Here is a 20,821-nt window from a genome sequence, read left to right on the forward strand (position 1 = left end):
GCCGGGCGCATCGCCCGGCTTCTTGCTTTAGGGGGCGACAATGGGTGACCGGATCCTGGTCTTCTATGGCTCTTACCGGCGTGACCGGATGGGAATCCGGCTTGCCGACTACGCCGTCGCCCAATTGCAGGCCCGCGGCAATGACGTCGAACTGATCGACGCCAAGGCGATCGATCTCCCGATCCTCGACCGCATGTACAAGGAATGCCCTCCCGGGACGGCACCGGCGGCGCTCGAGACTCTGGCTCAGAAGATCAAGAGCGCCGACGCCTTCGTGTTCGTGACCGGCGAATACAACTGGGGCCCGCAGCCGGGCCTGAAGAACCTCACCGACCATTTCCTGGAGGAATGGTTCTGGCGGCCCGCCGCTATCGTCAGCTACTCGGCCGGCCGCTTCTCCGGCGTCCGTTCGGCCCTGACCTGGCACGGCATCCTCTCCGAGATGGGCATGGTGGTGATCTCCAGCACCATCGGGGTCGGTGGGATCGGCAAATCGCTCGACGAGAACGCGAAACCGATCGGCGAAGGCGGCGCCGCCCTGGAACGCGCCTTCCCCCGCTTCGCCGACGACCTCGCTTGGTGGACCGAAGCCGCCAAGGCACAGCGCGGAAGGAAGCCGCCGCCGTATTGAGGTGTCTTGGCCAGGAGCCCGGTTATCTGGTATCGCTTCCCAGGGTTGAGGGCCTGTAGTTCAGCGGTTAGAACGCGCCGCTCATAACGGTGTTGTCGTCGGTTCGAATCCGGCCGGGCCCACCACCCTTCGCTTCATCGGCTATGCGCCCTCCGGAACCCCAACGCCCCTGCGCTGTTGGGCTCCTATGCACTCGAACCCGCTCGCCCATGCGCTCACCACCTTTGGGGTCTGGACCGCCAGTCCCTGGGCTTTCGCCGTGTTTCTGCTCTACACGGTGTCGTGGCTGGTCTTCGAGCGGGAGACGCTTGACTGGCACGGCATGGCGACCCTCGCCACCTGGCTGATGACCCTCTGCATCCAGCGCGCGGAGCATCGCGACACGCAAGCGATTCACGCCAAGCTCGATGCCCTGATCCGTGCCACCCCCGCCACCCGGGATGACGTCACCCATCTCGACGAGGAGGAGCCGGAAGTCATCGAGAAGCGCCGGGAGCACGACAATCTGCAGGATTGAAGACCCGGCGCCGAAGCTGGGTGAAAAACCGCCGGCGCTGCGCTAGAACCCTTCCCGAGACATCATGAGGAAGGGTTTCATGCTGAATTTCGATGCGGATCGCTTCGTGAAGATCGAGACCGGGGCGGTCGCCATCGCCGGCGAGGTACGGGCGCTGGTGAAGAAGCTGCTGGGCGAAGGGGTCGACCGGCTCTATTTCATGGGGACCGGCGGCGTGCAGCTCTTGACCCATCCGGCGATCGAGCTTGCCGGGCACCGCTCGAGGTTTCCGGTCGCCGGCGCCTATCCGGCTGAGGTCGTGATCGATCCGCCGGCGGCGCTCGACAAGAACAGCCTCGTGGTCATCCCCTCGCTCTCCGGCACGACCAAGGAAAGCCTCGCGCTGCTCGCCTTCCTCAAAGGCCGCGGCGTGCGCACGCTCTCGCTCACCGGACACCAGGATTCGCCGCTGGCCCAGGGCGCCGATCACAACTTCAGCAACTTCGCCGAGGACGACACCTCGTCGGAGATGTTCTACCTGCAGACCCTGCTGATCGTCCTGGCGATCATGGCCGAGCGCGGCGAGTTCAAGAATTACGACGCGACCGCGGCCGAGCTGCAAAAACTCCCCGGTCTGCTGGTCGAGGCCAAGGCCGCCTTCGAGGGCAAGGCGGCGACGCTCGCCGCCGAGATCAAGGACGAGCGCTATCACATCTTCACCGGCGCGGGCTCGGTCTGGCCCGAGGCCTATTACTACGGCATGTGCATCCTAGAAGAGATGCAGTGGATCCGCACCCGCCCCGTCCACGCCGCCGACTTCTTCCACGGCACTTTGGAGCTGGTCGAGCCGGGCCTCAGCGTCTTCGTCTTCAAGGGCGAGGATGCCGCCCGTCCGCTGGCCGAACGGGTCGAGGCCTTCGCCAAGCGCTTCACCGACAAGGTCCGCGTCCTCGATGCTGCTTCCGTGGCGCTCCCCGGCATCTCCGCCGAGACCCGCCGCCTGATCTCGCCGGTGATCCTCGCCACGCTGCTCGAGCGCCTGAGTGCGCATCTCGAGGTGCTGCGCAACCACCCGCTGACCACGCGCCGCTATTACAAGAAGGTCGAATACTGAGGCGATGGCGGAGCGCGCGCCAAACCTGGTCACCGTCGGCGACAACTGCCTCGATGTCTATCTCACCAAGGCGGTGCTGACCGTCGGCGGCTGCGCCCTCAATGTCGCCGCCCACTGGCGCAGGGCCGGCCTGCCGGCGCGCTATTTCGGGGCGGTCGGCGACGACGCCGAGGCCGCGATCCTGCTGGACGCGATCGCCAAGGCCGGCCTCGCCCTGGACGACGTCGAGCGCCGCGCGGGTCCGACCGCGGTGACCCTGCTGCGCGAGCAGGATGGCGACCGCATCTTCGTGCTGGAGGAACTGGGCGTCGGCAAGGACTACCTGCCCAGGGAGCCGGACTATCCGAAGATCGCGAAGGCCGACTGGGTCCATCTCGGACTCAATGCCAATCCGGTCCTGGTGCGCCGCCTCGCGACCGATCGCGTGCCGTTCAGCCTCGATCTCTCGACCGCCCATGACAGCCTGCCGCTTGAGGGCGTGCCCCTGGTGTTCGCCTCCGGCCCGGAAGCGCCGGACGCCCCGGTCGAGCCCATCGCCGCGCGCCTCAACCGCGCCGGCGCGCGCGACGTCGTCATCACCTGCGGCAGCCGCGGCGCCTTCTTCCGCGGCGCCGACGGACGGCTGCTGCATGCGCCGGCCACGCCGGTCGCCGTCCTGGATACCTGCGGCGCCGGCGACTGCTTCATCGCGGCCTTTATCGCGGCCTTCGTTGGAAATCGACCGGCTGCGGCGGCCCTGCGCGAAGCCGCGGCGGCGGCGGCGCAGACCTGCCTTCACCTCGGCGGCTTTCCGCAGCAGGCGCGGCGCATCCCGGACTGGCTGCTCGACAAATACGCCGCGGTGATCGCGCGCTGAGCCGCGCTCCGCTTCGCGAGGCTTGACAGAAAGCGGCCAGCCGATCCTCTATATCGACCAGGTCAGTACCGCGGGCCGGATCGTGCTCACCAGCCTAGATCCCTTCTATCACCACGGTTCCTATTTCATGCCGGCGGCGACGCGCTTCCTCGACGGCTTCCTGCCCTGGATGCGGGAAGAGCTCGACGCGGCCTAGGCCGATCCGCGGCCGGCCGCCACGTCGCCGACCAATCCCGCGCCGATCGCCAGCCAGACCAGATGCGCGTCGGTCCGCGCGCCGACCTTGCCCTTGATCTGGTAGTGGTAGTTGCGGACCGTCTTGAGACTGAGGTGCAGCGAGGCCGAAATCTCCTCCGCCGACCAGCCCGAGGCGATCAGCCGCAAGATCTCGGTCTCGCGCGGGCTCAATTCATCGAGCTGCGACTGCGGATGCGCCAGCCGCTCGGCGGCGATCTCGCGGGCGACGTCGTCGCTCATGGCGCGCCCCCCCTTGGCGACGATCGCGACCGAGTTCACCAGTTCGGCGGCATCGCTGCCCTTGGTGACATAGCCGGCGGCGCCGGCCTCGAACGCTTTCAAGGCGAATTGCGCGCCGCTGTGCATGGTGAAGATCAGAATCCGCGCGTCGCGATCCCATTGCCGGATGTGGCGCAGCGCCTCGATCCCGCCGATGCCGGGCAGCGAGAGATCCATCACCACCACATCGGGCTTCGCTTTTTGATAAGCCTGATAGGCCGAGGCGGCGTCGCTGGCCTCGGCGACCACGCGATAGCCCGGCGTGCGCTCCAAGAGCCGCCGATAGCCTTCGCGCACCACTGGATGGTCGTCGACCAGCAGGATGCTGAGCTCGCTCATGCCGCCAGGGGAATGACCGCTGCCACGCGCACGCCGCGCGGCGCGGCGTCGATCGAGAGACTGCCTCCCAAGGCGGTCACGCGCTCGCGGATGCCGAGCAGGCCGTAACCGTTGGCATGGGCGAGCTTCGCCGGGCTGCCGCCGCCGTCGTCCTCGACGCTCAAGGCCACGACATTCGCGCCGCGCTCGACCTGCAGCCGCACGTCTTGCGGGCTGCCGTGGCGCACCGCGTTGGTGAGGCATTCCTGGGCGATGCGATAGATGTTCTGCGCGGTCGCCCGCGGCACTTCGGCGAGATCGCCTCTAACGTCGAGATGGAAGGTCGCCTGCGGTGCCGCCTGCACATTCCAGCCGGCCACCAGCTGCGCCAGGCTCGCTTCCAGCCCCAGTTCCTCGACCTCCTGCGAACGCAGGCGGGCGAGGGCGCCGCGCAGGGTCCCGGTCATCCGCTTCGAAGTTTCTATGATCGAGCGCGCGTCTTGTGCCAGATCCGGCCGGTCAGCCCGGGACTCCATCTCGATCACGGTCGCCAGCGCGCCGACCGCCGCGAGACACTGGCCGAACTCGTCGTGGAGATCGCGCGCCAAGGCGCGGCGCTCTTCCTCCTGCACCTGGAACAGCCGGTTGGTGAGCGCCACGCGCTGCGCCGTGGTGTCCGCCAGGCGTGCCGAGAGATCGTTGACCGCGCGGGATATCTGGTTGAACTCGGCGGTGCGATAGGCGGGCAGGCGATGGCAGAAGTCGCCGTTCTCCAGCCGCTTCAAACCGGCGACGATGCTGCGCGCCGGCAGCAGCGAATGCCCGATCAGCAGCGCCGAGAGCACGCCGATCCCGGCCGCGATCAACCCGGCGATGGAAAGCCCGATCTCGATCTGGTGCCAGGCCTGGCGCACCGCGGCTTCCGAATCGGGTTGCGCGGTGACCGTCCCGGCCAGCGGCTGGCGCGGGCTCAGCGGCTGTTCGATGCGGACGAAGTCGCCGAACATCCAGCCGTAGAAGCCCTTGAACCAGGCCGGTGCCGGTTCGCTGATCGCCTCCAGCTGGCTGCAGAGCCGCTTCGGCGTCTCGTTGGCCGGGGCGAAGGTGATGCAGACGCCGGGCGAGATCACCTTCATCGTCGCCATGGTCTGCCAGTCGGGCAGCGGCACGATATGCTCCTTGTTTAGGCCGCCGCGCCAGAGCAGCTCCTTCCAATAGAGCGCTTCCAGATTCCGCGCGACGCGGTCCGCCGAAGCCGCTGTCTCCTTCTCGATGCTGCGGTGGGAGTCGATCAGCACCCAGCCGATCGCAGCGGCGAGGCAGAGTAGCACGACGCCGGCGAGCCTCAGGGCAAGATGGGCGAACAGGTTCATGGCGCTTTCCCTATCGTCCGAAAGAAGGAGGAAGTTTGGGCGCGGCCATTGCCATTGGCAAGCAAAGACGCGGTATTCGGAAGAGTTCAGGCAATATGCCCAACGCGAATCAGGTACGCTGCCCAGGCACTTTGCCTGCTCCGTCGATAAGCTCCCGTCCTCGGTTGAGAAAGAGTTTCCGCATGCGCGAACGCGATCCGCTGCTCCCTTGGCTGATCTTCACGGGCTTGAGCTTCTTCGCCGTCATCCTGCTTTGGTACTTCGGATTGATCCAAAGGATGATAGACAGCGACCGCACCTACATTTCGCCGATCATCTGTGTGCTCTATGTGCTGAGCAGCCTGCATTGCCTCTGGCGGATCCTGGTCGTCTCCCGCGAGGGGGCCGCCGCGCAGAAGGCCAGTGAGCTGGTGGCGCGCGATGGCATCGGCGCTTCGGTCGGGGCCGGCCTGGTCGCAGGCCATATCCGCGACCTCATCACCAAGGCGGCGCACCAGCGCGGCCGGCGGGTCGACCAGACGCTGCTGCTCCGCGTCCTCGCCGACCGCCTCAAGGGCTCGAATGCCTTCGGCGCTTTCGCCAGCGACACCATGCTGAAGCTCGGCCTGCTCGGCACCATCATCGGCTTCATCATGATGCTGGCGCCGATCGGCGGCCTCGATCCGGAGAACCGGGAAGCGGTGCGCTCGTCCATGTCGTTGATGAGCGATGGCATGGCGGTCGCCATGTACACGACCCTGGTCGGCCTCGCGGCCTCGATCCTGCTGAAAGTTCAGTACTCTATGCTGGACAGCGCCACCGCCAAGATCTTCGCGTTCGCGGTCGATCTCACCGAGGTACACGTGGTCTCGGCGCTCGAAGGCGGCGGGACTGCCGCCGAATGATCGATCAATTCGGGCTGATGCCGCAGGGCGAGGGGTTCGATCCGTTCAGCGTCGTCCTGTTCAAGGCACTGCAGATCCTGGCCTTCCTGTTCTTCATCGCGCTGCTGATCATCGCGCCCCAAGAGGACAAGGGGAAGGTGGACAGCAAGGCCGAGTTCATCATCACCGTGGACTGGCCGGACAACCACCCCGATGACATCGACACGTTCGTGCAGGACCCGCAGGGCCAGATCGTCTGGTTCCGGCGTCGCGAGGCCGATTTCATGCTGCTTGACCGCGACGACCGCGGCGGGGTGAACGACTTCGTGGTGGTGAACGGCCAGAAGGTCCCGACCTCGGCCCGGCAGGAGCTGATCACCATCCGCGGCATCATCGCCGGCGAATACACGGTCAACGTCTACCATTTCGCGGCGGTGACCGGACAGCCGGTGCCGGTGACCGTGATGGTGCAGAAGATCAACCCCAAGGTCACCATCGTTGCCAAGGAGACGATCGATCTCCACCAAGGCGGCGACGAGAAGACGGCGGTGCGCTTCACCTTGGATGCGAAAGGCGAGGTCACCGAGACCAATCGCATCCCGCGCTCGATCCTGCAGACCTTCCAGAACTCCTCCAAGGACGGCAAGGCCTGGACCAATGGGGCGGGGCCGCAATGATGGGCCTGGAAGCCGGCGTCATCGGCCTGGTGGCCGCTTATGTGCTGCTGAGCACCTTGCTGCTGGTGGTGATGATCTTCCTGCCGCTCCCGCGGGTCGCGAAGATTGCGGCGATCGTCGTGGCCAGCCTCTTCTATGTCGGCGTCTTCTTCGCGACCCAGCGCCTGCTCGGCTGGTCGGCACCGGTCGCGGTGCCGGACCGTTTCCAGGTGCTCTGGACCCGGGTGATCGAGCCCAATCCGTCGCGCAACAATCCCGGCGCCATCCATCTCTGGGTCGAGGAGCTGGACGAGTCCAATCTGCCGAGCGGCGAGCCGCGCGCCTTCCGGTTGCCCTATTCGGTCGAACTCGCCCGCCAGGTCTCGGCGGCGCAAGCGGAGATCGACGAGGGCCGGCCCCAGGGCGGCCGCGCGCAGTTCTGGGGCGAGGGCTCGGGCGAGAAGATGGGCGCCGCGCCGGTCAATGCCGCGGCCCCGCCGGGCGGTGACCCCTCCGGCGGCGGGTTGTTCGACCCGTCCTTGCTTGGCGCCCAGTCGAAATCGGTGACCCTGGCGCCGCTGCCGAAGCCGAAGCTGCCGGCCAAGGACTTGCCCGAATAAACCGGCTTGACTTTGACGCTGCGTAAAGCCCGAGAGTGGCCCCATTCCGAGGGCGGAAAGAGGCCAACCCCATGTTTCGAATCGGCGAGTTTTCCAGGATTGCCCGGGTCTCCGGCCGCTTGCTGCGCTACTACGACAGCATCGGTCTCCTGAGCCCCGGCCGGGTCGATTCCGTGACCGGCTACCGCTACTACACCGCGGACCAGTTGGCGGTCCTGAACCGGATCCTGGCCTTGAAGGATCTCGGACTCTCCTTGGATGAAGTGGCGCAGCTCCTCAAGGGGATGGTTTCCGCCGACGAGATCCGCGGCATGCTGACCTTGAAGAAGGTGGAGCTGGAGCGCTCCCTGAGCGAGGGCCAGTCGCGCCTGCGCAATATCGAATCGCGGCTGCTGCAGATTGAGGAACAGGGCGGGATGCAGGATTACGAGGTGATCGTGAAATCCGCCGTGGCGCAGCCTTACCTCGCCTTGCGCCGGACCTTCCCGAGCTTCATGGAAGTTGTTCAGACCGTCGGCGCCATCGCGCAGCGGGTCGGCCCGCGCCTGCCGGAAAGCGCCAAGGATAATCTCGTGGTCGTCGCCCATTCGGATTTCGACGAGGAGGCGCTCGATCTCGAGATCGGCTACGCGCTGAAGCATGGCGACGTCACGCCACCGAATATCCCGGGCTTCGATCTCGCCCTGCGCGCGCTGCCGGCGGCGCCGAGCCTGGCCACCCTGGTGCGCCGCGGTCCGGGGCACCAAAGCCATATCGCCTATGGCGCGCTCGGTCTCTGGATGTCCGCCAACCAGTACCGGATCGACGGCCCAAGCCGCGAAGTCCTCCTGGAACTCCCGTTCCAGAGGCCGGGGCAGGAGGAGATGGTGATGGAGGTCCAGTTTCCGGTGACCAAAGCCGCCTGAGTTAGCACCCGATGCAGAACTGCCGATCGGCGGACAGCATCGTCCGCCGCAGGATCCCGCTCGTCTTGAGCAAACCCCGCGGCTGCGCGCCGCTTATTGAAGGAGAGTCCGATGCTGACCATTCATGGCGTGCCGATCTCGGTGCATACCCGCAAGGTGATCCTGGCCGCGCTTGAGAAGGGCATTCCCTATCGGAACGAACCGGTCATTCCATTCCAGCCGCCCGAGGGTTGGGACAAGCTCAGCCCGACGGGCAAGATTCCCGTAGTGACTCTGGCCGACGATGCCACGCTCTGCGATTCCTCGGTGATCTGCGCCTATCTCGAGAAGACGCAGCCCAATCCGCCGCTCTATCCCATCGAAGCCAAGGCCTTCGCGGATGCCCTCTGGCTCGAGGAATATGGCGACGGGACCCTGTTCCGGGAGGTCGTGCACGGCCTCTTCTTCCAGCAGGTGATCCGGCCGAAGCTCCTGAACCAGGCGACGGACGCGGCTGCCGTCGCAGCCATACTGGCGACCGCGCTGCCGAAATGCATCACCTACCTGGAGAGCCGCGTCCGCGGCGACTTCCTGGTGGAAGGCCGCTTCGGCATTGCCGACATCGCGGTGATGTCGAATCTCATCAACCTCCACTATCTCGGCCATGCGATTGACGGCAAGCAGTGGCCGCGCCTGCAACGCTATTTCGACGTCCTGCTGAAATGGCCGTCGATCCGCACCGCGCTCAGCAACGAGATGAAAGTGGCCGCGGGCATGGGGCTTGATCTCTCCTTCGCCAAAAAGGCCGATCTCGCTTTTGCCTGAGCGAAGGGCGTGGTTCCCGTCGCATCGCCGCGGCGGGAACCATGCTACATCCGTTTCAGGATCGCGCCCGCCTGCGCCCGCCAATCCGCCGCGCGGGGCATGGCCTCGAGCTGCTCATAGAGCGCCGGTCCCGGTGCCTTGTGAAAGTCGTAATCGGGCGCGGGCCGCAGCCATTCCGATCCCAACGGGAACAGCTGGAGCAGAGCCGACTGGGTCTTGAAGCAGCCCAGGGCCTGCTGCTTCAACGCCAGTTCCGCGGGGTTGAGCACGATCTCGGTCGCCGGCGGTCCCGATCCTTCGCGGAAGCGCAGGAAGACGCGCTCGTCGCCCTGGAGATGATAGCTCGCGAACTCCAACCGCCGTGGTGGCGCTGTCATCCTGCGGCAGGCGAGCGATACGGCGAGCGCGGCGGTGTCGTGGTCCGGATGGCCGTGCTCGAAGGGATGGGTGATCACCGCCGCCATGCCGGAGAGATCCGCAACCAGCCGATCGACGATCTCCGGCAGGCTGTCCAGCGCCTGCTTGTCCGGCAGGCCGTAGCGAAGCCGCTCCGCGCCGGCGGCGCCAAGTGTTGCCAGGGCATTCGAGAGCTCGACCTCCCGCGCGGCGGCATAGCCTTGCCAATCGGCGAAGCCGTGCTTCCTGGCGTCGATCAGGTCGCGCGGTGCGCCGTCGGTGATCTGGATCAACCGCAGATGCTTGATCGCGGCGAAGCGGCTGCCGATGCCGAGCGTCTCGTCATCCGGATGTGCGCCGACCGCGGCGATCGGTTCGTCGGTCGCCGCTCCGGCCTTGAGGCGCGCGAGAAGTGCTTCGGTCACGCCGCCGAGTTTACTTCAGGCGGCGCGACTTGGCGAACTGGTCGAAGGCGACCACCGCGACCAGGATCAGGCCGATGGTGATCTGTTGGACATAGGGGTTGACGTTCATCAGCACCAGCCCGTTGTTCAGCACGCCGATCAGGATCGAGCCGATCACCGTGCCGAGGATCGTGCCGACGCCGCCGAACAGGCTGGTGCCGCCGATCACCACCGCGGCGATCACGTTGAGCTCGTAGCCCATGCCGGCCACGGCTTCGGCCGAGTTGAGGCGGGCCGAGAGCACGAAGCCGGCGAGGCCGCTGAGGAAGCCGATGATCAGGTAGACCGAGAGCAGCACGCGCTCGACATTGACCCCGGCGAGGCGTGCCGCCTCGCGGTTGCCGCCGACCGCATAGACCTGCCGGCCATAGCGGGTGTAGCGCAGGACCACAAAGGCGATCGCCGCGATGCCGAGGAAGATGATGACCGGGATCGGGACTCGAAGGCCCGCCCAGTCGAGCCCGATCCGCCCCTGGCCCCACCAGCGATAGGCGTCGTCGAAGCCGCTGATCGGGCCGGAGCCGGAGATCATCAGCGCGATGCCGCGGAAGATCGAGAGACCGCCCAGGGTCACCACGAAGGGCGGCACCTTGAGCTTGGTGATCGACACGCCCTGGATGGCACCCCCCAGCAACCCGACGGCGATGGCGCCCATCATCGCGGCGAACCAGCCGTAGCCGGCCGCCTCCGCGGCATCGAGCGAGAAGGAGGTGGCGGCGCTGCCCTTGGCGATGAGCGCGGCGGTGAGGCCGGCGACCGCGACCAGGGAGCCGACCGAAAGGTCGATGCCCGCGGTGAGGATGACGAAGGTCATGCCGACCGCGATCAATCCCACGATCGAGATCTGCAGCATCACGTTGAAGAGGTTGAGCGGCTTCAGGAAGCGGCCGTCGGTCAGCAGGCTGAAGACGATGACCAGCAGCACCAGGCAGACCAGCGGCGCGTAGCGGCTGAGCAGCGGAATGATCCGGCTGGCGCGCGATCTCGGCAGTTCGGCGGATGATTTCGTCGCGGCGTCGGTCATCTGGTTTCCTGGCTCACTGGGGTTGCGGCCTGCTCGATGGCCATCAGATGCATGAGCGATTCTTCGGTGGCGCGCTCGCCCGGCATGCCGCCGGTGACCCGACCCTCGCGCATGGTGACGATGCGGTCGCTGATCGCCATCACCTCCGGCAGTTCGGAGGAGATCGCGATGATGGCGATCCCGGCCCGCGCCATCAGGTCGAGCTGCTGGTGCACCTCGGCCTTGGCGGCGATATCGATGCCGCGGGTCGGCTCATCGACGATCAGCACCTTGGGCTTCAGGGCCAGCCAGCGCGCCAGCACCACCTTCTGCTGGTTGCCGCCGCTGAGGCCGCTGATCGGGTGGTCGGCCGAGGCCATGCGGATGTCCAGCGCCTTGCGATAGCGCTCGACCAGCTGGGCTTCCGCCTTCTCGTTGACGAACCAGCGGCCCCAGGAGATGTCCTTCAGGCTGGAGATCGCGAGGTTATGGCTGATCGCGAGGTCGAGGAACAAGGCCTGCTGCTTGCGGTCTTCGGGGACTAGGCCGATGCCGTTGCGGATCGCATCGACCGGCGAGCGGATCTCGAGCCGCCGGCCCTCGATCTCGACCGAGCCGCGCTCGAAGCGGTCGGCGCCGAATATGGCGCGCGCCAATTCGGTGCGCCCGGCACCCATCAGCCCGGCGAGGCCGAGGATCTCCCCGGCGCGCACCTCGATGCTGACGTCTTTCAGCAGGGTCGCGTGCGGGTTGGTCGGGTCGCGGTCCCTGGAGATGTTCTTCACCGTCATGACGACCGGCCCGACGTCGCGCCGGGCGCCCAATCGGGTGAACAGCTGGCTGCTGGAGCGGCCGACCATCATCTTGACGAAGTCATCGACCCGGAGCTCGCCGACATTGCCGCTGCCGACCCGCTTGCCGTCACGCAGCACGGTGACCCGGTCGCAGATCTGCTCCACCTCATGCAGGCGGTGGGTGACGTAGATGATCGAGAGACCGCGCGCCTTCAAATCGGCGATGATGCGGAAGAGATGATCGACCTCGCGCTCGGTCAAGGCCGCGGTCGGCTCATCCATGACGATGATGCGGGAGTCACGAGACAGGGCCCGCGCGATCTCCACCATCTGCTGCTCGCCCACGGAAAGGTCGCTGACCAGCGCCATCGGGTCGAGATCGATGCCGAGATGCTCGAGCACCTTCTCGGTTTCCTCGCGCATCCGCGGCCAGGAGACGAAGACTCCCGCACCGGGCTCGCGGCCCAGGAACATGTTCTCCGCGACCGTCATGGTCGGGATCAGGTTGAACTCCTGGTAGATCGTGATGATGCCCTCTTTCTGGGCATCCAGCGGCGACTTCGCCTCGAGCGGCTTGCCGCCCAGCGTGATCGTGCCGGCATCTTGCTGATAGGCGCCGGAAAGGATCTTCAGAAGCGTGGACTTGCCGGCCCCGTTCTCGCCCAGCAGGCCGTGGGTCTCGCCGGGCAGGATTTCCAGCGACACGTCGTCCAGCGCCAGCACGCCGGGAAAGCGCTTGGTGATGTGCTCCATGCGGAGCAGGGGCTCGGTCATCCCGGGAACTCTTCAGCGAACATGCGGCGGATGGTTGCCCATCCGCCGCATGGATCGCGTCAGGACTTACTGAACCTCGCCGAGGCGCTCGGCCTTGTCGAGGTTGTCCTTGGTGATGGTGATCGGGGTCAGCAGCTCGACCTTCGGCTCCGGCTTGGTGCCGTCCTTCAGGAAGGCGACCAGCTTGTCCACCGCCTTGGAGCTCTGCAGACCGGGGAACTGCTCGACCGTCGCGGTCAAGCTGCCGTCCTTCACCCGGGCCAGCGCTTCCGGCAGGGCGTCGAAGCCGATCAGTGCGATCTTGCCGCTGAGGTTGTGCGCCTTCACCGCTTCCATGGCGCCGAGGATCATGTCGTCATTAGCGGCGACGATGACATCCGGCGGCGTGCCGAGGCTGGCCAGGGCGGCCTCCGTTACCGACAGTCCCTTCACGCGGTCGAATTCCGCGGTCTGCTCGAACACGATCTCATACTTGTCCTTGTGCTGGTCGAGGATCGTGTGCAGGCCCTTGTTGCGGTCGATGGCGGGACCCGCACCAGGCTGGCCCTGCAGGTTCATGATCTTCGCGCCGTTCGGGAACATCTTCATGATCAGCTCGGCCTGCGCCTCGCCGCCCTTGGAGTTGTCGGCGCCGACATGGCCCAGCAGATCCGGAACCTTGGTGACGTAGCGGTCGATGGTGACGACCGGGATCTTGGCGTCGACCGCCTCTTGCAGGGCCGGCGCCATGGCGTCGACTTCGTTCGGGCTGATGACGATGCCGTTGACACCGCGCGCGATCGCGGCTTCGACGTCGGCGGTCTGCTTGGTCGAGCTGACCTGGCCGTCGCTCTCGACGATCTCGACGCCGAGCTTCGCGCCTTCGGCCTTGATCTGATTCATCATGTGCACGAAGAACGGAAACTTCAGGCCCGGCACCGAGCCGAGGATGACGAGCTTGTCTTCGGCCGAGGCCGCGCTCGACATGGTGCCGGCCATGATGCCGCCCAGCGAGAGCGCGGAGACGGCGATGGCGGCGGCCCGCAGGGCGCTGCCGAACTTGCGACGCGACATTTTAGTCATGGAAACTCCTCCCAGTTTGGTCTGTGACCTTGGTTGATTGAATCGATTTAATCGGCGCGGAAAGGCGTTCGCCAGGCCCCTGATTCTCCCCTTTGCAAACGCATAGTGCATGCAGTGAACGGACGAGGCATCTTTGATGGACTCGGCCGACGCGTCAAGCGGAAGGCTGTGCCGCACTGCGGCAATTGCACGGAAATCCATGCTCAATTAAGAGGCAAGGATGGAAGAAGGGCGAGACCTTCTGGCGATACCAATCAGCGACGCGGCCGGCGTGCGCCGCCTGCTGGTCGAGGCGGCGAAGGCGCGCCGCGATGTCAGCTATGCCGATCTCCTGGACCAGATGGGCTACGCCTTCAGCCGGCCGAAGATGCGGGCGCTCTGCAAGACCTTGGGTGCGGTCGATGACATGGCGGTCTCCCGCGGCGAGCCGGAGTTCGCCGTCCTGGTGGTGCGCCAATCCGACCGCTTGCCCGGCGACGGCTGGTGGGTGAGCTGTGCCGAACGCCTCGGCTATGCGGGCCTCTGGACCGGGCCGGAAGCGGTGAAGTTCATCCGCAAGCTTCAGAAGCGGGTCTTCGACTATTGGGCCGGTGCGGAAAAGCCGAAGCGCAACACCAAGCGCGGCAAGAAGGTCAAGCGCGCGGCGCGGGCGTCGGCTTCAAGATGACGGCAGCGACCGCCAGCCGGCGATAGAGATTGCGCCGCCGCACCACCGGCCACCAGTCATAGAGAAAGATCTCGATCGGCCGCCAGTTCGCGACCCAGCCGAGGATGATCAAGCCTTCGCCGAGGAAGCGCGCGACGTATCCCGTGCCGAGCATGCCGACAATGTTGCCGGCGGCGAGACAGAGGCCGAGCACGGCCAGTCCGACGATCAGCGAGCGGCGCCCGATCCGGAACAGCTCGTTGAGATCGCGCCGGATCACCTCGCCGCGATAGGCGAAGTAATGCTGCAGCGCGCTTTCCAGCTCGCGGGCTGCCGGCGTCTCGGCTTCCGCCTGCGGCAGGTGCACCAGGATCTTCAGCGGCTGGTGGCGCGGCAGCTCGCGAGCCCAGTCCACGATGTATTCCTCGACGTCGCGGTCGAGGTCGCGCTCCTTGAACGGATAGGGATCCAGCGTGTGGAAGAGCTGCGGCAGCCGCTCGACGCCGATCTCGATGACCGGCAGATCCTCCTTCAGCGGCTTGGTCGCCAGGGCCATCAGCCGTCGACCACGCGGTCGGAATCGAGGATCTCCTGCACGAAATCCGGCACCTGGAGCCCGGCCTTGACCTTGGCTTCCAGCGCGGCTTCGGCCGCCTTCACATCCTTCAGCTTGCCGAGCACGGCTTCCGCCTGCGCCAGCGGGATGATGACGACGCCGTCATTGTCGCCGATCACGATATCGCCCGGCGCGATGGTCATGCCGGCCATGGTCACTGGATGCCCGACCGTGCCCGGCCCGTTGCGTGCCGGTGAGTTCGGGGTGACGCCGGCGCAATAGACCGGCAGGCCGACACCCAGGACGCCGACCAGGTCGCGCACCAGCCCGTCGGTCACCAGGCCGAGCAAGCCGCGGTTCTTCGCCATGCCGAGCAGCAGGTCACCGGTCACCGAGGTGGCGGTGAAGGCATCGGTCGCCGCGACCAGGATGTCGCCCGCCTGCGCCGTCGCCATGGCGCCGAACAGCGCCAGATTGTCGGCCGGTCCGCAATGGCAGGTCATCGCGACGCCGACCAACGGTGTGTTCTGCGGCGCCAGCGGCTTGATGCGATAGTCCAAGCCGCCGCGCCCGCCCATGGCGTCGACCACATAACCGGTCGGCACGCCGGCGAAGGCCTTCATCACGGCGGCGCTCGGTCGCGGGAAATCGCGGCGGAGGGTGAGGAGCGGGGGGTCCTTGATCATGCGCCGATCCTTTTCTTGAGCAGCAGGCTCCGGTCGATCTGACCGATGGACGTCACGCCGCAGAGTCCCATCGCGCGGTCGATCTCCTGCTGGAAGATTTCCAGCACCCGCGCGACGCCCGCTTCGCCGGCAACCGAGACGCCCCACAATTGCGGCCGGCCGATCAGGCAGGCCTTGGCACCGAGCGCCAGCGCCTTCACCACATCGGCGCCGCGGCGGATGCCGCCATCGACCAGCACCGGGATCCGCCCGCCGACCGCGTCGAGGATCGCCGGCAGGGCGTCGAGGCCGGAAGCCGCGCCGTCGAGCTGCCGGCCGCCGTGGTTGGAGGCGATCAACGCATCGACGCCATGTTCCACCGCTTTGCGCGCCTCGTCGGGATGCAGGATGCCCTTGAGGATGAGCGGCTTGGTCCAGACCTTGCGCAGCTCCGCCACATCCGCCCAGTTCATCGAAGGGTCGAGCAGCTGCGCCATGCGGCCGGCCAGGCTCTTGATGTCGGCGCTCTCGCCCGGCCGCACGTAATTGCCGAAGGTGATGCGCTTCAAGTCGTTGCGCATGCGCCACAGCCATTCCGCCTTCAGCGCCATGCCGGCGAGGCTGTTCAGCGCCAGGCGCGGCGGGATGGTGAAACCATTGCGCAGGTCCCGCTCGCGGTTGCCGAGCATCTGGTTGTCGGTGGTCAGCACCAGCGCGTCGTAATTCGCCTTGGCCGCGCGTTCGGTCAGTTCCCAGGTGAAATCGCGCTCGCGGTAGATAAAGACCTGCATCCAGCGCGGCGATACACCGGTCTCCGCCAACTGCTCGAGCGTGCAGACCGAGCCATGGCTCAGGCAATAGGCGGTGCCGGCCGCCGCCGCCGCCCGCGCCGCAGCGCGCTCGCCATCCGGCCAGAACAGCCCGCCCAAACCGGTCGGCCCGATGATCACCGGCAGGCTCAGCTTCCTGCCGAACAACTCGACCGAAAGATCGCGCGTGGCGGCGCCGCTCAAGGGTCGCGGCAACAGGTCGAGATCGTCGAAGGCGCACTCGTTCCTTCGCAGGGTCAGCTCGTCCTCGGCGCCGCCGTCGGCGAAGTCGAAGATCGGCCGCGGCAATGTCCGGCGCGCCAGCGCGCGCATCGCCGCGACGCTGATGGCGCGCCGCCGCCACTGCGGTACCGACGGATTCATAGACGGTAAACGCGGGTCGCGGTGTCGCGGTAAAGCTTGCGCTTCTCTTCCGGAGTGGCGCTCTCGATCACCCAGTCCACCACCTCGACCCATTGCGGATAGGTGCCGGCCAGTTCCAGCACATGCCAGTCGCCGCCATACATGCAGCGCTCGAATCCGAACGTGTCGATCGCATGGGCGATATAGGGCTTCAGCTGCTCGCGGGTCCAGTTCCGGTGATCCGCCTCGGTGGAGACGCCGGAGATCTTGCAGGTGACGTTGGGGAGTGCCGCCAGCTCCTTCAAATGCTGGCGCCAGGGATCGGAGATTCCGGCCTTGATCGCCGGCTTGGCGATATGGTCCAGCACGAAGCGGACCTCCGGGCATTGCTGCACCATCTTGATCGCGTTCGGCAGATGGTGGTGGAAGATGCAGATGTCGAACACCAGGTCGTATTGCGGCAGCAGCTTCAGCCCTTCGATGAATTTCGGCTGGATGCAGAAATCGGGATCGGCCTGGTTCTGGATCAGCCGCCGGATGCCGCGCGCGACCTTCAGCCCGGCGATCTTCTCGAGGTCGCCCGCGACCACCTTGCCCTGCTCCAGCGGCAGGGCGGCGACCATGCCGGCGAGCTTCGGCTCGGCCTTGGCGAGCCCGTCGATCCATTCGGCCTCCGCGACATGCTGCGGCATGTCGACATCGACCTCGACGAAGACGAATTTCTCGATCCGGACCGGCGCCGCCGCCTTGAAGAGGTCGGCCGGCAGCACGCTGCGGTTCAGGGAAGGCGCGTTCTTGGTCCAGCCATAACCGAGGCTCTTCACGTCGGTCAGGTGGACATGGGCGTCGATGATCGGAAAATCAGGCATTGCCTCTCCCCCAAAGCGGTCTTTTGGGGTGAGAGCCTATTTCCGCGGCGTCCCTTCAACAAGGGGGCTGGCAACAACGAGGCTGGGACTGAGCCGGTCGAGCGGCAGCCAGAGCCGGATGGCGAGGCCGGATGCGCTCCATTCCCGGGTCATGCGGCCGCCGAACTGCCCGTTGACCACGCGCTCGGCCAGATAGGCGCCGAAGCCGCGCGTCGCCGGCGGTCCCACCACCGAGGGCCCGCCGGTCTCCCGCCAGGTCAAGGCGAGTTCGGCGCCGTCGATGACGAAGCTGTCGATCGCGACATGGCCGCCGGCCTGCGACAAGGCGCCGTGCTTGGCGGCATTGGTCGCGAACTCGTGCAGCAGCAGCGCCAATGCCGAGAGCGCGTCCGATCCCAGCACCAGGTCGCTTCCGGCCCAGGTGAAGGGCGCGCCGGCATCGGCCGCATAGGGTTCGAATATGGCTTCCAGCAGGGCGCGGAGCGTCGTCTCCGGCTCATCCGGCAGGCTCTGCTTGCCGGGATGGCTGAGCGCGTGGGCGCGGGTCAGCGCATTCAGCCGGTCATGCACCGCTTCGGCGAGCTCGCTCGGCGATTGCGCATTGCGCGCGCTCATGTCGATGACGCTGCTCGCGACCGCGAACAGGTTCCGCAGGCGGTGGCTGGTCTCGCCGAGCAGCAGGGCCTGCCGGGCCTCGAGGCGCTTGCGGTCGGTGATCTCGATGCCGATGCCGACCCGCGTCCCATCGGAGAGGCGGTAATTGGCCCAGCTGGTCTCGATGCTGCGGCCGCTCTGGGTCTGCATGGTCATGTCCATCCAGTCCGGGCCGCAAGCCTCGATGAAGGTCTCGATCTGCGCCCGGTATTCCGGATCGGGAAAGGCCTGCTCCATCAGCTTGTCCGGGGTCGCCGATGCAGTGGTCCAGCCGGTGAGCTGCTCGTACTGGCGATTGAGCTGCAGCCTGCCGGTCTCCGGGTTGTAGAGCGTGATCATCACCGGCGCGCGGTCGATGATCGTGCTCAGGGCCTCGCGCTCGGACTTCAGCGCGCGCTCGGCCGCGGCGCGCTTCTCTTCGGAATGCAGGCGCTCGATCCGGAATCCCAATTGCCGCGCGATCGTGACGGCGAGCTCGGTCTCGCCGCGATCGAACCGATGCGGCGTCGCGTAATAGGTCATGAACTTGCCGATGACCGCGCCGTCGACCGTCAGCGGGATGAAGGCCAGCGCCTCGATGCGTTCGCGGCCGAGCACCGCCTTCAGTTCCGGCGGCAGGTCCGCCGCCGCGGCGCGGTCGATGCAGATCGGCTGCGCGTTGCGGTCGCCCGGCCGCCAGGGCGAATGACCCGACACCGCGTCGCGATAGGCCTGGGACAAGCCGCGCCAGGCGACGAAGCTCATCTTGCCGGCGTCGTCGAACAGCAGGATCGAGGCGCGGCTGCAGCCCAGCGCCCGGATGATCGCATCCAGGGCGGCGTCATAGATCTCATGCCGGGTGGTGGCCCGGAACAGCCGGTCGGTGAACTCGTAGAGCGCCGCCTGCTCCGCCACGCGCCGGGCCAGGGCCTCGGCGGCGAAATTGTCGGTTCGGTCCTGGGTGAAATCGGCCATCACGTTTCGTCGCTACCCGTGCCGGCTCGGCACGAAGGCTAGGACGATAGAGCCAATTCGGGGCGCTGACCAGGAAGTCGAGCCGGGATTCTAGGCCCGGCGGGACCAATTTGGCGCGCTAATGACGTTGCCCGTGATGGCCGCCACGCTTGCCGCCACCAAAGTCGAAGCTGGCGCTGATCCCCGGCGCCCAAGTGCTGGGCTGCGGGTAGTAGACCGGCGCCGGCGCATAATAATAGGTGGGGGCCGGCGGGTAGTAGTAGGCCGGAGGCACCACATAAACCGGCTGAGGCTCCACATAAACCACCTGTGGCTGCACATAGACGGGTTGCGGTGCCGGGCCATAGTAAATGCTGCCGGAAACGGACTGGGCCGCGGCGGCCGTCGCATGCAGGCCGAAGGCGGCGCCGGCCAGCGCGACCGCAGTGGAGAATAAGGCGAATCGAGTTTTCATCATGCTCACCCCTAAAGTCTCAACTTGCCCTCAGGGTTCGCCCTCCGCACCTCCGAAACGCCTACGTCGCGAAAACGTGTTCGGCTGAGACAGCTTCCTAGCCGAGTTCGCTCTTCTGGTAGCTCGCCTTCGCGAGCCAGTCCTTGCTGATCTCTACGCCCCAGCCCGGCGCCTCCGGGATCTGCACCTTGCCGTCCTTGGCGACCAGCGCGGGCGTGAACAGGCCGTCCTGCCAGGGGTAGTAATCCTCGCCCTCAATCGAAAACTCGACATAGGGCCCGGCATTCTCGATCGCGCCCATCAGGTGCAAGGTGAAGACCGTGACCATCGAGAGGTTGGCGGAATGCGGCGTGACCGGCAAGCCGGCCCGCTTCGCCATCGCGACCACCTTCATCGTGCGGTTGATGCCGCCGATGTAGCAGACATCGGGCTGCACCACGTCGACCGCGCGCATGTCGATGGCGAATCGCCAGAGGGCGAGATCGCAATCCTGCTCGCCGCCGGTCACGTCGAGGTCGAGCGCTTCCTTCACTTCCTTGGTCCAGTGGTATTCCCAATAAGGACAGGGCTCCTCGAAATGCACGACCCCGTGGTCCTGCAGCATGTGGCCCACCTCGATCGCCATTTTCGGCGTGTAACCGCTGTTGCCGTCGACCAGCAGGACCGCGCTGTCGCCCAGCGCCTTGCGGACCTGGGGTACGATCGCATCGGTGCGGCCCGGCCACTCGTCCTGGTCGTGGCCGCATTCCTTGCCGACCCGGAACTTGAAAGCCTTGTAGCCGAACTCGCCCTGCAGCCGCTTCAGCCGTTCGGCCTCGGCTTCCGGCGTGATCTCGCCGCGCTTCATGCTCGAGGCATAGACCGGGAAGGGCCGCGGCTTGCCGCCCAGCAATTCGCACACAGTCTTCTGTTCGAGTTTGCCGCGCAGGTCCCAGAGCGCGGTGTCGAGCCCGGTGATCGCGCGCATCAGGTAGGAGCCGGGGAATTTATGCTCGCGCTCCGGGATCAAGGTCACCAGGGCCTCGATGTCGAGGGCGTCCTGGCCCAGGGCATAGCGCGCCACCTGGCGGTGGAAGATCTGGCAGGTGATGTCGGCATTGTAATTGGAGACCTGGCCCCAGCCCTCCCTGCCGTCATCGGTTGTCACTTTCACGAAGCCGACCGATTGGTTCGTGAAGGTTTCCAGCTTCTTGATCTTCATGGTGC

The 20,821-nt window shown here is 66.4% G+C and carries 24 protein-coding genes and 1 tRNA gene; 12 read left to right on the plus strand and 13 right to left on the minus strand.

The features are described 5' to 3' along the window. Positions 1–40: 40 nt before the first annotated feature. The 6 genes from ACH2CY_RS21775 (at position 41) to ACH2CY_RS21800 (ending at position 3,293) form a co-directional block, all read left to right on the plus strand. A complete protein-coding gene (locus ACH2CY_RS21775) occupies positions 41–631 on the plus strand; it encodes an NADPH-dependent FMN reductase (RefSeq protein WP_395021674.1) in 591 nt (196 codons plus the stop codon). Between the two features lie 49 nt (positions 632–680). After that, positions 681–756, plus strand: a tRNA-Ile gene (locus tag ACH2CY_RS21780). 62 nt (positions 757–818) lie between these two features. Further along, on the plus strand, positions 819–1,148 hold the full coding sequence (locus ACH2CY_RS21785) for a low affinity iron permease family protein (RefSeq protein ID WP_395021676.1): 330 nt from the start codon (positions 819–821) through the stop codon (positions 1,146–1,148). A gap of 79 nt (positions 1,149–1,227) precedes the next feature. After that, positions 1,228–2,241 (plus strand): SIS domain-containing protein, encoded by a 1,014-nt coding sequence (locus ACH2CY_RS21790; protein ID WP_395021677.1) that lies wholly within the window; start codon positions 1,228–1,230, stop codon positions 2,239–2,241. A gap of 4 nt (positions 2,242–2,245) precedes the next feature. After that, the gene (locus ACH2CY_RS21795; RefSeq protein WP_395021678.1) at positions 2,246–3,097 is read left to right on the plus strand and encodes a PfkB family carbohydrate kinase; all 852 of its coding nucleotides are present in this window, start codon (positions 2,246–2,248) and stop codon (positions 3,095–3,097) included. A gap of 22 nt (positions 3,098–3,119) precedes the next feature. Continuing rightward, complete coding sequence (locus ACH2CY_RS21800) at positions 3,120–3,293, plus strand: hypothetical protein (protein ID WP_395021680.1); 174 nt, start codon at positions 3,120–3,122, stop codon at positions 3,291–3,293. Here ACH2CY_RS21800 and ACH2CY_RS21805 read toward each other — a convergent pair. Both ACH2CY_RS21805 and ACH2CY_RS21810 read right to left on the minus strand, forming a co-directional pair. Further along, positions 3,290–3,952 (minus strand): response regulator, encoded by a 663-nt coding sequence (locus ACH2CY_RS21805; protein ID WP_395021682.1) that lies wholly within the window; start codon positions 3,950–3,952, stop codon positions 3,290–3,292. The genes ACH2CY_RS21800 and ACH2CY_RS21805 overlap by 4 nt on opposite strands. Continuing rightward, the gene (locus tag ACH2CY_RS21810; RefSeq protein WP_395021683.1) at positions 3,949–5,304 is read right to left on the minus strand and encodes an ATP-binding protein; all 1,356 of its coding nucleotides are present in this window, start codon (positions 5,302–5,304) and stop codon (positions 3,949–3,951) included. Before ACH2CY_RS21810 ends, ACH2CY_RS21805 begins: the two co-directional genes overlap by 4 nt. A gap of 182 nt (positions 5,305–5,486) precedes the next feature. Here ACH2CY_RS21810 and ACH2CY_RS21815 point away from each other — a divergent pair, with 182 nt between their 5' ends. From ACH2CY_RS21815 to ACH2CY_RS21835, 5 genes are all read left to right on the plus strand, one after another. Next, positions 5,487–6,188, plus strand: a complete 702-nt coding sequence (locus tag ACH2CY_RS21815; protein ID WP_395021685.1) for a MotA/TolQ/ExbB proton channel family protein — start codon at positions 5,487–5,489, stop codon at positions 6,186–6,188. After that, the gene (locus tag ACH2CY_RS21820; protein ID WP_395021686.1) at positions 6,185–6,844 is read left to right on the plus strand and encodes a hypothetical protein; all 660 of its coding nucleotides are present in this window, start codon (positions 6,185–6,187) and stop codon (positions 6,842–6,844) included. Before ACH2CY_RS21815 ends, ACH2CY_RS21820 begins: the two co-directional genes overlap by 4 nt. After that, entirely contained in the window at positions 6,841–7,443 is a 603-nt protein-coding gene (locus ACH2CY_RS21825) for a hypothetical protein (protein WP_395021687.1), read from the plus strand. The genes ACH2CY_RS21820 and ACH2CY_RS21825 overlap by 4 nt, the downstream gene beginning before the upstream one ends. Positions 7,444–7,514: 71 nt before the next feature. Further along, positions 7,515–8,348 carry a MerR family transcriptional regulator gene (locus ACH2CY_RS21830; protein WP_395021688.1) on the plus strand — a complete coding sequence of 278 codons (834 nt, stop codon included), beginning with the start codon at positions 7,515–7,517 and terminating at the stop codon, positions 8,346–8,348. A gap of 111 nt (positions 8,349–8,459) precedes the next feature. Next, entirely contained in the window at positions 8,460–9,152 is a 693-nt protein-coding gene (locus ACH2CY_RS21835) for a glutathione S-transferase family protein (protein ID WP_395021690.1), read from the plus strand. 44 nt (positions 9,153–9,196) lie between these two features. On the opposite strand, the gene ACH2CY_RS21840 is transcribed toward ACH2CY_RS21835, so the two are convergent. The 4 genes from ACH2CY_RS21840 to ACH2CY_RS21855 all read right to left on the minus strand — a co-directional run bounded on the left by ACH2CY_RS21840 (position 9,197) and on the right by ACH2CY_RS21855 (position 13,645). Then, a complete protein-coding gene (locus ACH2CY_RS21840) occupies positions 9,197–9,973 on the minus strand; it encodes a PIG-L deacetylase family protein (protein WP_395021692.1) in 777 nt (258 codons plus the stop codon). 10 nt (positions 9,974–9,983) lie between these two features. Beyond that, a complete protein-coding gene (locus ACH2CY_RS21845; RefSeq protein ID WP_395021693.1) occupies positions 9,984–11,036 on the minus strand; it encodes an ABC transporter permease in 1,053 nt (350 codons plus the stop codon). Continuing rightward, entirely contained in the window at positions 11,033–12,583 is a 1,551-nt protein-coding gene (locus ACH2CY_RS21850; protein WP_395021694.1) for a sugar ABC transporter ATP-binding protein, read from the minus strand. Before ACH2CY_RS21850 ends, ACH2CY_RS21845 begins: the two co-directional genes overlap by 4 nt. A 66-nt stretch (positions 12,584–12,649) precedes the next feature. Next, complete coding sequence (locus ACH2CY_RS21855; protein ID WP_395021695.1) at positions 12,650–13,645, minus strand: substrate-binding domain-containing protein; 996 nt, start codon at positions 13,643–13,645, stop codon at positions 12,650–12,652. Positions 13,646–13,865: 220 nt separating this feature from the next. On the opposite strand from ACH2CY_RS21855, the gene ACH2CY_RS21860 reads away from it, so the two are divergent. Beyond that, entirely contained in the window at positions 13,866–14,312 is a 447-nt protein-coding gene (locus ACH2CY_RS21860; RefSeq protein WP_395021696.1) for a hypothetical protein, read from the plus strand. Here ACH2CY_RS21860 and ACH2CY_RS21865 read toward each other — a convergent pair. The 7 genes from ACH2CY_RS21865 to ACH2CY_RS21895 all read right to left on the minus strand — a co-directional run bounded on the left by ACH2CY_RS21865 (position 14,278) and on the right by ACH2CY_RS21895 (position 20,816). Beyond that, positions 14,278–14,847 carry a hypothetical protein gene (locus ACH2CY_RS21865; protein ID WP_395021697.1) on the minus strand — a complete coding sequence of 190 codons (570 nt, stop codon included), beginning with the start codon at positions 14,845–14,847 and terminating at the stop codon, positions 14,278–14,280. The genes ACH2CY_RS21860 and ACH2CY_RS21865 overlap by 35 nt on opposite strands. Next, complete coding sequence (locus ACH2CY_RS21870) at positions 14,847–15,533, minus strand: RraA family protein (protein ID WP_395021699.1); 687 nt, start codon at positions 15,531–15,533, stop codon at positions 14,847–14,849. Before ACH2CY_RS21870 ends, ACH2CY_RS21865 begins: the two co-directional genes overlap by 1 nt. Beyond that, a complete protein-coding gene (locus ACH2CY_RS21875) occupies positions 15,530–16,705 on the minus strand; it encodes an alpha-hydroxy acid oxidase (protein WP_395021700.1) in 1,176 nt (391 codons plus the stop codon). Before ACH2CY_RS21875 ends, ACH2CY_RS21870 begins: the two co-directional genes overlap by 4 nt. Next, on the minus strand, positions 16,702–17,553 hold the full coding sequence (locus tag ACH2CY_RS21880; RefSeq protein ID WP_395021701.1) for an amidohydrolase family protein: 852 nt from the start codon (positions 17,551–17,553) through the stop codon (positions 16,702–16,704). Before ACH2CY_RS21880 ends, ACH2CY_RS21875 begins: the two co-directional genes overlap by 4 nt. Positions 17,554–17,589: 36 nt before the next feature. Next, a complete protein-coding gene (locus ACH2CY_RS21885; RefSeq protein ID WP_395021703.1) occupies positions 17,590–19,161 on the minus strand; it encodes a GAF domain-containing protein in 1,572 nt (523 codons plus the stop codon). Between the two features lie 118 nt (positions 19,162–19,279). After that, positions 19,280–19,615 (minus strand): hypothetical protein, encoded by a 336-nt coding sequence (locus ACH2CY_RS21890; protein ID WP_395021704.1) that lies wholly within the window; start codon positions 19,613–19,615, stop codon positions 19,280–19,282. Between the two features lie 97 nt (positions 19,616–19,712). Then, positions 19,713–20,816, minus strand: a complete 1,104-nt coding sequence (locus ACH2CY_RS21895) for a mandelate racemase/muconate lactonizing enzyme family protein (protein WP_395021705.1) — start codon at positions 20,814–20,816, stop codon at positions 19,713–19,715. Positions 20,817–20,821 lie beyond the last annotated feature (5 nt).

Origin of the sequence: Dongia sp. (assembly GCF_041905885.1) — a bacterium.
Classification (GTDB): domain Bacteria; phylum Pseudomonadota; class Alphaproteobacteria; order Dongiales; family Dongiaceae; genus Dongia.